Annotated in this window: 9 protein-coding genes; 8 read left to right on the forward strand and 1 reads right to left on the reverse strand. The window is 67.3% G+C overall.

Going from position 1 to position 14,495, the window contains the following annotated elements:
• Nucleotides 1–187: 187 nt before the first annotated feature.
• The 6 genes from ppc (at nt 188) to ABQY74_RS04490 (ending at nt 10,092) form a co-directional block, all read left to right on the forward strand.
• A complete protein-coding gene (gene ppc, locus ABQY74_RS04465) occupies nt 188–2,902 on the forward strand; it encodes a phosphoenolpyruvate carboxylase (RefSeq protein ID WP_349794225.1) in 2,715 nt (904 codons plus the stop codon).
• Between the two features lie 124 nt (nt 2,903–3,026).
• Nucleotides 3,027–3,599 (forward strand): TetR/AcrR family transcriptional regulator, encoded by a 573-nt coding sequence (locus ABQY74_RS04470; protein WP_016902213.1) that lies wholly within the window; start codon nt 3,027–3,029, stop codon nt 3,597–3,599.
• Entirely contained in the window at nt 3,596–4,633 is a 1,038-nt protein-coding gene (locus ABQY74_RS04475) for a DUF4105 domain-containing protein (RefSeq protein ID WP_349794227.1), read from the forward strand. The genes ABQY74_RS04470 and ABQY74_RS04475 overlap by 4 nt, the downstream gene beginning before the upstream one ends.
• A gap of 77 nt (nt 4,634–4,710) precedes the next feature.
• Complete coding sequence (locus tag ABQY74_RS04480; RefSeq protein WP_349794229.1) at nt 4,711–6,654, forward strand: alpha/beta hydrolase; 1,944 nt, start codon at nt 4,711–4,713, stop codon at nt 6,652–6,654.
• Between the two features lie 324 nt (nt 6,655–6,978).
• On the forward strand, nt 6,979–8,181 hold the full coding sequence (locus tag ABQY74_RS04485) for an OmpA family protein (protein WP_349794231.1): 1,203 nt from the start codon (nt 6,979–6,981) through the stop codon (nt 8,179–8,181).
• Nucleotides 8,182–8,865: 684 nt separating this feature from the next.
• Complete coding sequence (locus ABQY74_RS04490) at nt 8,866–10,092, forward strand: histidine-type phosphatase (RefSeq protein ID WP_349794233.1); 1,227 nt, start codon at nt 8,866–8,868, stop codon at nt 10,090–10,092.
• A gap of 587 nt (nt 10,093–10,679) precedes the next feature.
• On the opposite strand, the gene metK is transcribed toward ABQY74_RS04490, so the two are convergent.
• Nucleotides 10,680–11,891, reverse strand: coding sequence for a methionine adenosyltransferase (gene metK, locus ABQY74_RS04495; RefSeq protein ID WP_024938312.1), 1,212 nt, complete (start codon nt 11,889–11,891; stop codon nt 10,680–10,682).
• 447 nt (nt 11,892–12,338) lie between these two features.
• Here metK and ABQY74_RS04500 point away from each other — a divergent pair, with 447 nt between their 5' ends.
• Both ABQY74_RS04500 and ABQY74_RS04505 read left to right on the forward strand, forming a co-directional pair.
• Nucleotides 12,339–13,145, forward strand: coding sequence for a UDP-2,3-diacylglucosamine diphosphatase (locus tag ABQY74_RS04500; protein WP_349794235.1), 807 nt, complete (start codon nt 12,339–12,341; stop codon nt 13,143–13,145).
• Between the two features lie 233 nt (nt 13,146–13,378).
• A complete protein-coding gene (locus ABQY74_RS04505) occupies nt 13,379–14,467 on the forward strand; it encodes a metal-dependent hydrolase (RefSeq protein WP_184353386.1) in 1,089 nt (362 codons plus the stop codon).
• Nucleotides 14,468–14,495 lie beyond the last annotated feature (28 nt).

Below are 14,495 nucleotides of genomic sequence, written 5' to 3' on the forward strand. Positions count from 1 at the left end.
CGGACCTGCCCGCGATGGGGCATCACCGGGAAAGCCCCCTCGCGCGCCAGCGCGCTCCTACGAGGGCCATCGGCAGGGAGCGCCAGCACACGATGGTTGGTGTTGAAACCGTCGTGCCGGTCGCGATCATCTAATCCTTTTGGGTTAGTCTTCGACGACTTTGCGCTTGAGAGGGTGTGCGTTTCCGATGAACGAGTACCGCAGCAGTCTTGTGTTCGCTACCCCCGATCTTGCCTTGCGCGACGATGTGCGTCGGCTCGGTGCACTGGTCGGTGACCTGCTCGCCGAGCAGGTCTCTGCGGAATTCCTCGATGAGATCGAACGCGTCCGCACCACGGCGATCGCGCGCCGCGAGAGCGATGCACCGCCGTCGACGCTGAGCGAGCAGCTGGCCGGGCGCGAGCCGCGCGAGGCCGAGTCGCTGGTGCGCGCCTTCAGCACTTATTTCCAGGTGGTCAACATCGCCGAGCGCGTGCACCGCATCCGCCGCCGCCGCGAATACCAGCGCAGCGGCACCGACACGCCGCAGCCGGACGGGTTGCACGATGCCTTGCGCCGGCTCAAGGCGCAGGGCGTGACGCTGGACGAACTCAGCGAGTGGTTGCCGCGGATCGACGTGGAGCCGGTGTTCACCGCGCATCCCACCGAGGCGGTGCGCCGCGCGCTGCTGGAAAAAGAGCAGCTGATGGTCGCCAGCCTGGTCGACAACCTGGACGGCATGCGTACGCCCAACGAGCGCGCCACCGACGCGGCGCGCTTCCGCATGGCCTTGACCGCGTCCTGGCAGACCGCCGACTCCTCGCCGGTGCGCCCCACCGTGGAGGACGAGCGCGAGCATGTGGGCTTCTATCTCACCCAGGTGCTGTATCGCGTGGTCCCGGTGATGTACGAAACCCTCGAACACGCCATCGAAGAAACCTACGGTAGCGTGCCGACCCTGCCGCGGTTGCTGCGCTTCGGCACCTGGGTCGGCGGCGACATGGACGGCAACCCCAACGTGGATGCCGTCACCATTGCCGGCACGCTGGATGCGCAACGGCGTGCGGTGCTGGACCGTTATCAGAAGGAACTCTGGCAACTGGCCAGCCTGCTCAGCCAGTCGACCACGCTGGTGGCGGTGAGCCCGGCATTGAGCGAGCAACTGCAGCGCTATCGCGCGCTGTTGCCGGAGGACGCCGCACGCTCGCGTCCGCGCCACGGCGACATGCCGTACCGGCTGCTCAACGATCTGATGCGCGCGCGCCTGCAGGCCACGCTGGACGATGCCGAGGGTGCCTACGCCAGCCCGTCCGAGCTGGAACACGACCTGCAATTGATCCTGGACAGCCTGCAGGCCAACAAGGGCCTGCATGCCGGTTGGTTCGCGGTGCGTCGCCTGTTGTGGCGCGTGCGCACCTTCGGCTTCCACCTGGCGCGGCTGGATGTGCGCCAGGAATCGAGCGTGCATGCGCGTGCGGTGGCCGATGCACTCGGCCAGGCAGATTGGGACGAACAGGATGCCAGGCAGCGCGCTGCATTGCTCGGTCCGTATGCAGCCGGTGAGCAGGCGTTGCCGCGCGTGGATGACGAAGGCAATGCACGGCTGGATGCGGTGTTTGCCGCGCTTGCCGATGCGCGCAGCCGCCACGGCGCCGATGCGCTGGGCAGCTACATCATCTCGATGGCGCACAACCGCGCCGACGTGCTCACCGTGCTGGCGCTGGCGCGGCGCGGCGGCCTGGTCGACGACGCCGGCGCGGTACCGCTGGATATCGTGCCGCTGTTCGAAACCGTGGACGATCTGCGCGGCGGCACCGGCACCGTGCAGGATCTGCTGGCCGACCCTGTATACCGCCAGCACCTGGCCGCGCGCGGCGATACGCAGATGGTGATGCTGGGGTATTCGGACAGCGGCAAGGACGGCGGCATCACCGCCTCGCGCTGGGGGCTGCAGCGCGCGCAGGTGGAACTGCTCGAAGCCGCCGCCGAGCTGGGCGTGCGGCTGACCTTCTTCCACGGCCGCGGCGGCTCGATCGCACGTGGCGGCGGCAAGACCAGCCGCGCGCTGGATGCCGCGCCGCGCGGCAGTGTCGATGGCCGGCTGCGCGTGACCGAGCAGGGCGAGGTGATCCATCGCAAGTACGGCATCCGTGCCCTGGCGCTGCGCTCGCTGGAACAGATGACCGGCGCGGTGCTGCTGTCCAGCCTGCGCCCGCGTGCGCCCGAGCCGCGCGAGGATCGCTGGCGGCCGGTGATGGACCTGGTCGCCGAACGCAGCACCGTGGCATATCGCGCCTTCGTCGGCGCGCCGGATTTCATGCAGTATTTCCGCCGCGCCACGCCGATCGATGTGATCGAACGCATGACGCTGGGCTCGCGCCCGTCGCGCCGGCTTGGCCAGGACGCGGCCTTGTCCAACCTGCGCGCGATTCCGTGGGTGTTTGCCTGGAGCCAGGCGCGTGCCGTGATCCCGGGCTGGTACGGCGTGGGCAGCGGCCTGCAGGCGGCGGTGGATGCCGGGCACGAAGACACCTTGCGCGAGATGGCGCAGGACTGGCCGTTCTTCCGCACCTTTCTCGACGACGTGGCGATGGTGCTGTCCAAGGGCGACCTCACCATCGCCGAGCTGTTCTCGCGGCTGTCGGGCGACCTGCACGAGCGGTTCTTCCCGGGCATCGGCGCCGAGCTGGCGCTGACCAAGGGCTGGGTGAAGGCATTGACCGGCCAGCAGTCGCTGCTGCAGCACGACCCGCGGCTGGCCTTGTCGATCCGCCTGCGCAACCCCTACATCGACCCGATCAGCGTGCTGCAGGTGGACCTGCTGCAACGCTGGCGTGCCACCGATGGCGAAGACGACGAGCTGTTGCGCGCGCTGGTCGCCTGCGTCAACGGCGTCTCGCAAGGCGTGCAGAACACCGGCTGATCCGGTTCGCTGATTGGACCGTCGGATTCGATTGTCCAACCCGATCCGACCGTTGGTCGGAGAGGGCGCGGAATCGGCAAGCGGACTCTGGCGTAACCGGACAAATCTGTCCGATAATGCCACGATGACGACTTCCCGCCCTGATGCCGCGCTGCGCCGCCGGCAGATACTCGATGCCGCCGACGAAGTGTTCAGCGAACACGGCGTCAATGCCCCGCTGGAGCTGGTGGTCGAGCGTGCCGGCCTTGGCCGCGCCACGCTGTACCGCAATTTCCCCGACCGGCTTGCGCTGATGACCGCGCTGATGACCCGTGGCCTGGATGGCCTGGAGCGGCTGGCCGCCGATCTGGCCGAGCGCCCGGACGGACTGGCCGTGCTGCTGCACGACGTGGCCGAGCACATCGCCCAGTCCGCGCCGCTGGTGGATTTCTGGCGGTCCATCGAACGCGCGCACCCGGCGGTGGAAACCGCCGACCGGCGCGTGGTGAGCATCTTCCTGCCGTTCGTGCATCGCGCCCGCGACGCCGGCCTGTGCCGCGCCGATGTCGACGACGAACAGCTGCTGCTGGTGATCGACATGCTGGGCAGCTGCCTGCGCGGCAATGACGAATCCGAACGCAAACGCCTCGCCCATCGTTCGGCCGATCTGTTGATGCACGCATTGGGCATGCAGGTACCGGAAGGCGGCACCCGATGAAATCGGCCACGCGTTCGCGCATCAGGCGCTGGGCGCTGCGGGTGGCGCTGGTGCTGGCCGCGCTCTGGGGCGGGCTGGCGATCTACTTCGCACTGACCGGCAACGCGTTCGTGCGCGCAGCGTGGGTGGGCTCGTGGTGCGCGATGGCAATCGCGGCATTGTGTGGCCTGCGCCGTGGCCGGGAGAACTGGGCCTTGGTGGGCATCTTCAGTGCGGCATTTGCGGTGCTGGCGGTGTCGTGGTGGATGATGCAGCCCAGCCAGGACCGCGACTGGGCCGACGATGTCGCCCAGCGCCTGCAGCCCGAGGTGCACGGCAACATCGTCACGCTGCACAACGTGCGCAATTTCGACTGGCACAGCGAAACCGACTACCAGCCGCGCTGGGAAACCCGCCAGTACGATCTGGACCGTCTGGTCAGTGCCGATCTGGCGCTGTCGTACTGGATGGGCCCGGCGATCGCGCACACCCTGGTGTCGTTCGGTTTCGACGACGGCTCGCACGTGGTGTTCTCGCTGGAAATCCGCAAGGAACGCGACGAGTCGTTCTCGGCATTGGGCGGGTTTTTTCGCAGTTTCGAAGAGACCCTGGTAGCCGCCGACGAGCGCGACATCCTGCGCGTGCGCACCAATGTGCGCGGCGAGGACATGTATCTGTATCGGCTGGCGATTCCCAAGGCCGGGCTGCGCCGCATGTTCATGGGCTACGTGGGCCTGGCCAACGACTTGAATCGCGCGCCGGCGTTCTACAACACGCTCACCAGCAACTGCACCACGATCGTGTTTGCGTTGGCGCGGCAATTGCAGCCCACATTGCCGCTGGATCATCGCCTGCTGCTGTCCGGCTACGCCGACGCATACGCCTACGATCACGAGGGGCTGATGCCCGGCTACGACTTCGCGACGCTGAAGCAGCGTGGGCATTTCACCGCACGTGCGATCGCCGCCGACAAGGCGGCCGATTTCTCCGAGCGCATCCGCGCCGGCATGCCGCAGGCACCGGCGCCTGGGGCCACCGCGAGCGCACCCCGGTGAAGGCTTGCCTGCGTGGATGTCGTACCGCTGCAGTGCTGGCGGGTGTACTGGCGAGCCTGTGGCTGAGTGGCTGCGCCATGGTCACGGTGCAATCGCACAGCAGCGGCGACTTCATCGCGCGCACGCGTGGCGATGTGCTCAGCACTGGCGCGTTGAGCCAGGCCAGCGGCGAGACGGTGCAGGTGGCCGGTCTGCAACCCAAGGCCTGCCGCAGCGACCCGCTGCCCTGCCTGCAGCAACTCGCCACCGTCGCAGGCATCGGCGATGAGCGCCGGCTGGCAACGCAGGCCGAGCTATGGACCGCGCATGCGATTGCGCTGGGCGGGCGCGACCCGACAACCATGAGCGATGCCGCAGTCGACGCCTGGCTGGAGGCCGCGCGGCATGCGTACGCGTATCTGTTTTTCACCGATCGGGCACCGAGTGCGCGTGCGTTCGAAAATCGCCAGACGCAGGTGCGCGACTATTACAACTACGCCGTGCAGCAGGTGATCGAACGCCTGTTCGCACGCGCGCAGCAGACCGGCCAGAGCGAGCGCGAACCGACCAGCATAGGCCGCTGGCAGGTGGGTATCGACATGTCAGCGTATCGGTTGCCGGGCGGCGGCAACACGCCGCGCGCGATCTTCGCCGCCTCGGCGTTGCGCTTCGATGGGCTGCGCAGCACGTATCGACGCGACGGCTTCGGCGCCGAACTGGTGGCCGAGGTGGACCCGCAGGTGGTCGGCGACCCTGCTGGACTGGCCTTGCAACAATCTGCTGCCGCCGTCGCGACACCTGAGCGTCCGCTGCCCACCTTCAGCGAGATGCCGTATGCACCGGCAACGCTGCTGCTGCGCTTCGAGGGCGATACGCTGGATGCGGTGCTGCGCGGTCGTGGCGTCACCGTGGTGCCTTACGATCCGTATCGCCAGAACGAAGTGGTACTGCATGGCCAGCGCGTGCCGCTGGCGGCCAACTTCACCGCCGCGTATGGCTTGTGGCTGGCCAGGTCCGGGTTTGCCGCGCAGTCCCTGCGCTCGATGCTGGGCAGCGCGCGCGGCATCGACCGCCCGCATCTGTATCTGATGCAGCCCTACGACCCGGACCGACGCGTGCTGCTGATGCTGCATGGCCTTGCCAGCAGCCCGGAAGCCTGGGTCAATGTCGCCAACGAAGTGATGGGCGATGAAGCACTGCGCCAGCGCTACCAGATCTGGCAGGTGTACTACCCCACCAATGCGCCGGTGGCGGTCAACCGCGCCGAAATCCAGGCTCTGGTGGAGCGCAGCCTGCAGCACTTCGATCCGTCCGGCACGGCGATCGCATCGCACGACATGGTATTGATCGGCCACAGCATGGGCGGGGTGATCGGGCGCCTGCTGGTGTCTTCGTCGGGCGAGCGCCTGTGGAATTCCCTGCTGGAAAACTACCGGCTGGACGGCGAGCGCGGCGCACGCGTGCGCGCGAAGTTGTCGCCGTTGCTGCATTTTTCGCCGATGCCGCAGGTCGACCGCGCCATCTTCATCGCCGCGCCGCATCGCGGCACGCCCCTGGCCGAAGGTGGGCTCGGGCGCTTCGTCGGCCGCCTGGTGCGTTTGCCGATCGCCTTGCTGGATCGCTTCGGCGATGTGTTTCAGGACCTGGCCAGTAGCGAGCGGCGCGCGCAGGGCGGCGACCCGCGACGCAAGCGGCGCCTGCTGCCGCCGACCAGCATCGACAACCTGCGCGATACCGACCCGTTCGTGCGCGCCAGCATGGACCTGCCGATCTCCCCGCAGGTGCATTACCACACCATCGTCGGACGCGAAAAACCGCAGGTGCCGCTGGCCGATTCCGACGATGGCCTGGTGCCGTATCGCAGCGCGCATCTGGACGGTGCCGAGTCGGAGCTGGTGGTGACCTCCTGGCACAGCGTGCAGGAAACCCCGCAGGCGATTCTGGAAATCCGCCGCATCCTGCACGAGCAGCTGCAATCGGAAGCGGCAGACACAAACCAGGCGCAGGCCGCGCGCCCGGCTGCGACGCCGGCGACGTTCTGAGTGCGCTGCACCATCGCTGGAAAACGTGGCTGCTAGTCACGCACCGCGGGGTGTGGAGTTTGTCCGCTGCCAATGCGCACCATTGTCCGGTACGCGTCCCGGCGTTGTGATTGCTCATGCCTAGGCCGGCCAACCTGGGCAACGCGCGGTCATCCGGTGGGTGCGGACGACGCGCAGTAGCCGGAGTACACGAGCATGCCGATCCCGGCACCACCGCACTGCCTGACGGTCGCGTAGTCGTTGCGTTGGCCGCGTTTAGCGCGTTGTTTACCTGGCCCGTGCTATCAGGCGGTTCTCGAACACGCTCGAACCAGGGAAGACGCAATGCGCAAGACGCTGTCGGCAGTGATCTGGGTGCCCTTGCTGCTGTCCGGTTGCGGCCGCGGCGAAGGTCAACGCGAGGCAGCCGACCCTGCGGGCGCCACGCCGCCGGCAGCGCAGACCGCAGCGCCTCCGTCCGCATCGCCACCGGTCGCCGATGAAGCGGTGCCCGAGTTCCCGGCCATCCCGTTGATCGTGGTGCCGGAGATTGCCGGCGTGACCCCGGCCCAGCGCGCACTGGAAGCCTCGCTGCAGGACGTTCTCGACCCGATCGAAGGCGTCAGCGTGACGCCGGCACGCTGCGGCGATGGCGGCAGCCTGATCAACGACGCCGGCATCACCAGTGTCGATGCCAACGGCAATCTGCTGCGCAACGGCGACGGCGGGCTGTTCGACCTCAAGGCCGATGGCAGCGGTACCGCCAACTTCGACGGCGGCCTGATCCGCGTCAATGCCGACGGCAGCGGCACCATCAACGCCAGCGGCGCCGGTGGCGACGACGCGATCATCCAGGTCCAGGCCAGCGGCGCCGGTACCTACAACGGCCCGGCCGGCCTGATCAGTCTGGATGGCAAGGGGGCAGGCACCTGGAACAGCGACAAGAGCGGCTTGGTCGACAACCACGGCGATGGCAGCGGCACCTGGAACGGCCCGCGCGGTCTGATCACCATCAACGCCGACGGCTCGGGAACCTGGAACGGTCCGGACGGACTGGTGCAGAACCGCGGCAATGGCACCGGCACCGTCGGTACCCCGCCGCGCGAAGTGCGCATGCCGCCGCTGCCGAAGGTGCCGCCGGCCGGGCGCTTCCCGCTGCTGCAGAAGTTCGCACTTCCCGGCGCACCGTGCGGCTATCTGATCACCTTGAACGAGCGCATCCTGTTCGACTTCGACAAGGCCGAAATCCGCCCCGACGCCGCGCGCGTGCTCGACGTGCTGGCGGCCGCACTCGGCAAGGTCAGCGCCAAGGACATGGAGGTTCGCGGGCATACCGATGCCAAGGGCAGCGATGCCTATAACCAGGCGCTGTCCGAGCGCCGCGCCGAGGCGGTGCTGGCCGCATTACGCACCCGCGGTGCCGCGCAGTCGGCCGGCGCGAAAGGCTATGGCGAATCGCAACCGGTGGCACCCAATACGCTGGATGGGCAGGACAACCCCGGCGGGCGACAACTTAACCGACGCGTGGAAATCTTCCTGCGCACCTGAGTGCGGGCCGATCTGCACGCATACAGTCGCATGCAGGCGCAGGAGTACGACGATCCCGGACAGCTGGCGCGCTGCGCAGGCGTGTGTCGATGGACGGATGCCGGTCCACCTCATGTCAGTACGCCGCTGCCTCATGCAGTGCATCCAGACGGTCGGTGCGCGGGGATCTACTCAAAGCGGCACACCATGCGGTGAGTTGCAGGTGGACAAGACTGATGCGGCACTTCGAGCGGCCAACACACCGACCGAGCCGCCGGCATGCGGGGCGGCCGGCGCTAGGAAGCGGCACGGACCACTCGTACATTTCAATTCTGGGCGCGCGTCCGCTCCCACCTGACGACCGCCAGCTTTCTTGTGTTGGCCGCTCTTGGTACCGCAACCGTGCGACTGCTTCCGAGCATTCATCGCCGCGTGGCAGCTTCCCGGACATGTTGGATAAGTTCCGCCAGGTGTCGTCTGCCTTGCACATTGGCCCGGTAAATTCCGCGATGAACAACGGGATGACCGACAGATATGGGTTTCAGCCACGCGAAGAAAACGGGGCAGGGTGGTGAACAGACGCCCGCAGGCGATGACGGCAACGACGCGATGGGGATCACGTCGTTGCCGTCGTGCAGGATCGTCGCGCCGTTGCACGCAGGCGTAAGGCAACGTTCGACGGCAGCGCTGCGGCCACGATGGCGGATGCCGGCACTCGCACTCGGCGCGTTGCTGCTGATCGGCTGCACGCCGCGTCCGCCCGGGCCGCCCGCAATCGCGCAGACCGCGCAACTGGAACGCGTGGTGGTTGTCTTCCGGCACGGCGTGCGCGCACCGCTGCAGGGCGAAGCCGCCGCCGCGCACTATGCAGACGCGCCGTGGCCGCAATGGTCCACACCGGCCAGCCTGCTGACGCCGCACGGGCGCTTCGGCGTGCAGTTGAGCGGCGACTATCTGCGCCAGTGGCTGGCGCAGCAGGGCGTGTTGCCGCGTAGCGGCTGCCCGTCAGCAGGCAGCGTGTCGGTCTGGGCCAATACCGATCAGCGCACCATCGACAGCGGCGCCTTGCTGGCCGAGGCGCTGGCACCGGGCTGCGGGATCGTCGCCGGACATCGCCAGGCCGGCAGCAACGATCCGTTGTTCCGCCCGATCGAAGCCGGCGCGGTGCCGTTCGATGGCACGGCGGCAGTTGCGGCGATCGAAAAGCAAACCGGTGGCCCCGCCGCATTGCTGCGAGGGCACCCAGCCGAGTTGCAGGCAATGCAGCAGATTCTGGGTTGCACGCGCACGCCCTGCGACTTCGCGCAGATGCCGTCCACGCTGGCACCATCGGCCAACGGGCGCGGCCTGGCCCTGGGTGGGCCGATCGACCTGACCTCCGGCACCGGCGAGGTGTTGCTGCTGCAATACGCCGAAGGCCTGCCGCTGTCGCAGGTCGGCTGGGGCCGCGCCACACCCGAGCGGCTGGCGCAGGTCTCGCGCCTGCATGCCTTGTTGTTCGACATCTACGCGCGTCCGCATTACATGGCCTCACGTTCGGGCGCACCGCTGGCGCGCGAAGTGCTGCAGCGCTTTGGCGATATGCAGGCGCCAAAGGTCTCGGTCTTCGTTGGCAGCGACACGCATATCGCCGCGTTGAGCGGTTTGCTGGGCGTGCACTTTCATCTCCCCGGCTACGGCGCCGACGATCCGCCGCCGGGCGGCGCGTTGCTGCTGGAGCTATGGCGCGAACCGAATGGGCAGCAGGTGGTGCATGCGCGGTATCTTGCGCAATCGCTGGATCAACTGCGGACGCTGGCGCCGCTAAATCTTGAACATCCGCCGTTGCAGCAAAAGTTGGCGCTTGGCGTTTGCACAGCAGAGCAACGGATGGCGTGCCCGTTGAAGGCGTTCGCTCAGGCGTTGGAGCAACAGTTGCAACGCGAGCCTTGAACGCAATGCCGGGGCTGCGATGTGCAGCCACCTTCAGCTCATCGAAGCATCTGCATGGAACCGATGGAACAAGATCCAGGTCACGACCAGTCAACCAGCCGCCGCTTTTCTTTCAGTTGCCGACAATGATCGGTTGCCGACAATGATCGGTGGTGCTTGCGCGGGTACCGGCGTGGGACCTTGAGCGGCATGGATGCCGCGCCAGAGCCTACATGGACGTACTTGCGGCGTGTCCCACACCGGTACGCGTGCAAGCGCCTTCAGCAAACCGAAGCAGTCGCATGAAAACGCCAGATGTCGTGCGCAAGATCGATCGGTGTACGGAGTCGGTCGGCAGCGCTGCGCCGCATCCGGTGTCGGGACACGCCGTAAATCCATCCCTGGAGGCCCGGTGGCGACATCCATGCCGCCACACGGTCCCGCCTCCGGACGCGGCGCCGCGCTTCCGACACTGCCACTGCTGATCGGCGGGCGATGCTTCCCACGCAAGCCTCGATGACGGTACGCATTTCGCCAAAACGCAGATGGGCCGCATCTGCGGCCCATCTGCACTTCTTGCCAGTTTCACTCCCGCAGGAGCGGTTGGCTTACTTCAGCTTGGCGTCGGCGCGCAGGGCGTCGGCGCGGTCGGTCTTTTCCCACGAGAACGCGGTGGCGGTGTGCTGCGCACCGGTTGCGTCGGTGTAGGAGAAGTCCTTCGGCTTGCGGCCGAAGTGGCCGTAGGACGCGGTCTGCTGATACATCGGGTGGATCAGGTCGAGCATCTGGATGATGCCGAACGGACGCAGGTCGAAATGCTTGCGGATCAGCTTTTCGATCTGCTCGTCGGCGATCTTGCCGGTGCCGAAGGTGGTGACCGAAATCGAGGTCGGCTCGGCCACGCCGATGGCGTAGGAGACCTGCACTTCGCAACGGTCGGCCAGGCCGGCAGCCACCACGTTCTTGGCCACATAGCGCGCGGCGTAGGCTGCCGAGCGATCGACCTTGGACGGATCCTTGCCGGAGAACGCACCGCCACCGTGACGCGCCCAGCCGCCGTAGGTGTCGACGATGATCTTGCGGCCGGTCAGGCCGCAATCGCCCACCGGCCCGCCGATCACGAACTTGCCGGTCGGGTTGATGTGGAACTTGGTGCCCTTGTGCAGCCACTTGGCCGGCAGCACCGGCTTGAGGATTTCCTCGCGCACGGCCTCGACCAGATCCTTCTGCTTGATGCCCGGATCGTGCTGGGTCGACAGCACCACCGCGTCGATCGCGGTCGCAACGCCGTCTTCGTAGCGCAGGGTGACCTGCGACTTGGCGTCCGGACGCAGCCAGGACAGCGCCGAGTTCTTCTTCTTGCGGATCTTGGCCTGCTGCTCGACCAGGCGGTGCGCCAGATGGATCGCGGCCGGCATGTGGCTGTCGGTCTCGTTGGTCGCGTAGCCGAACATCAGGCCCTGGTCGCCGGCGCCCTGCTGTTCCGGGTTCTTGCGATCCACGCCCTGGTTGATGTCCGGCGACTGCTTGCCGATCAGGTTGAGCACGCCACAGGTCTCGCCGTCGAAGCCGACGTCGGAGCTGTTGTAGCCGATGTCCAGAATGACCTTGCGGGTCAGCGCTTCCAGGTCGATCCAGGCACTGGTGGTCACTTCGCCGGCAACGATCGCCACGCCCGTCTTGACCATCGTCTCGCATGCCACGCGGGCGCGCTTGTCCTGGGCCAGGATGGCATCCAGCACTGCGTCGGAGATCTGGTCGGCGATCTTGTCCGGATGGCCTTCGGAGACCGATTCGGAGGTGAACAGGTAGCTGGACATCAGGCTTATATCCCTTGATTCGGATGAAAAGATGGGTGCGGATGATACACCGTCCGACAACCCTGTGCATTGTGCGCCTGAACAGCCCGCTGTGGCGTTAAACCCGTGTCGTGGCGGGGGTTTGCACGGTCATCCGGGTGTCGTCAGCTTGCCATGCAATGGTCGTACTGACCGGTCAGCATGCGCGCGTGCCTGGCGGCATGGCTGCGTGCAGCCACGGCGCTGGAGGGGAATGAGCCATATCGTCGGACAGTGTGCCGGGGCGAGGGCGCATGGCTGCCATGGCGACCACGAGCCGGGATGCGGGCGTCCGATTGCAGCGCTACGCCGCGGCTTGCTGCGGGGCGCATCTGTGTCAGCGCGCTGCCGATGCCTGCGGGCTGCGCACGCAGTCTGCCTGCGCAGCGCCCGATCGCGGCCGACATTTTTTGCCCTGGAGATGTCCGCATGCACGTGTCCACATTCCACCCTCCCGTCCGCGCCCTGTTCCTGTCCGACCTGCACCTGGGCTCGCGGCACTGCCATGCCGCCGAGATCGCCGCGTTCATCGGCCGCCAGCGTTGCCAGACCCTGTATCTGGTCGGCGACATCATCGACCTGTGGTGGATGTCGCAGCGGCGCGCGGTCTGGGACGCGGCGCATCAGCAGGTGATCGCCGCCCTGCATGCGCAGGCCAGGCGCGGTACCGAGATCATCTACGTGCCCGGCAACCACGACCGTGCCATCCGCCGCTTCTGCGGTCTGGTGATGCCGGCCATGCAGGTGCGCCGACGCAGCGTCCACACCTTGCTGGACGGGCGCCGGCTGCTGGTCACCCATGGCGACGACTACGACGCGCAAACCCATTTCGGCGGCTTGCAGGAACGATTCGGCGACTGGCTCTATTACCGCATCCTCACCGGCAATCAGCTGACCAATCGTCTGCGGCGGCGCCTGGGCATGCGCTACTGGTCGCTGGCCGAGTTCCTGAAGCGCCGCAGCGGTGCGGCCGAGCGCTACATCGGCCGCTTCGTGGCGGCCGGCCTGGCCGATGTGGTGCGCCGCGATCTGGACGGCATCGTCTGTGGGCACATCCATCGCGCCGCACTGCGCATGCAGGCCGGCCATCTCTACGCCAACACCGGCGACTGGGTGGAGAGCCTGACGGCGCTGCGCGAGACACAGTCCGGCGCACTGCAACTGGTCAACCATCACGGCGACGTGCTGGCCGAGCTGGCGCCGCAACCTCATGCCGCGCAGCAGCGCGCGGCGTGAGGTTGGTCAGGCGCAGCAGCTGCCGGCAGACCGCAGCTGCCGGTATGTGCCATCGGATGTGCGCGGCGTGCAGCGTTCGCTGTCCTGGTGCAAGGATTGCGGACGGCGGCTGCAGCGTCGTTTTCGACCGCGAGCCGCAGCGCAATGCGAGCACCGCGGCTGCTGGCTGACTGCCGGCCAGCCAGAACGCACGTGATGGCACTGGACGATGCCCGTCCTGCTAGCATCGGCCGATGGATTCATTGACCCAGATCGTTCTTGGCGGCGCCGTCGCTGCCGCCATCGCACCGGCCGGACAGCGCCGTGCTGCCCTGTTGGCCGGCGCCGCACTGGGCACCTTGCCCGATCTCGATGCGCTGGTATTGCTGCCGCTGACCGACGATCCGGTCACGCTGATGACGGTGCATCGCAGCGCCAGCCATTCGTTGTTCGTGCTGCCGTTGCTTGGCTGGCTGATCTGGTGGCTGTTTCGCCGTTACGGCAACGGGCGCGTGGCCACTGCGCCCAAGCGCTGGTTCTGGGCGATCCAGTTGGCCTTGATCACGCATCCGCTGCTGGATGCCTTCACCGTCTACGGGACCCAGCTGTGGTGGCCGCTGCAGCCGCATCCGGCAATGTGGTCGAGCGTCTTCATCATCGACCCGGCCTACACGCTATGGCTGTTGCTGGCCTGCGCGGTGGCATGGTTTGCGCGCGCGCGGCCGGTCGCGCAGCACGCGCTGGTGATCGGGCTGGCGCTCAGCTCCGCCTATCTGGGCTGGTCGTTGCTGGCCAAGCACCTGGTCGACCAGGAAGCGGACCGTGCACTGGCCGCGCTCGGCTTGAAGGATGCGCCGCGCTTCTCGGTGCCGATGCCGCTCAACACCTTGCTGTGGCGCGTGGTGGCGATGACGCCCAATGGTTATGTGATCGGCGAACGCTCGCTGGTGGCCGACAAGGGCCCGATGCAGTTTCGCGGCTATTCCAGCAACACCCAGGCCCTGGGCGAGGTGGCCGGTTTCGACGCGGTGCGCCGGTTGACCTGGTTCAATCGCGGTTTCATGCGCGCACGCCTGGTCGATGACGAGCTGATGCTCAGCGACCTGCGCATGGGCCTGGAGCCGGACTACAACTTCAACTTCGTGGTGGCGCATCGCCAAGACGGGCAATGGCAGCCGATTACGCCGCGACAGATCCAGGCCGCCTACCGCGCGCCGGTGGCGCGCGATCAGATCGGCGAGGTGCTCGCGCAGATGTGGCGCCGTATCTGGCACGAGCCCACCGGCACGGTGCTGACCGGCGATCTGGAACACGCCACCACGCCTGCGCCGGCCGCTCGGTAGGCTGCTGGCGGAGACGCTCGGCAACGCG

Origin of the sequence: Xanthomonas sp. WHRI 7064 (assembly GCF_040202355.2) — a bacterium.
Classification (GTDB): Bacteria; Pseudomonadota; Gammaproteobacteria; order Xanthomonadales; family Xanthomonadaceae; genus Xanthomonas; species Xanthomonas arboricola.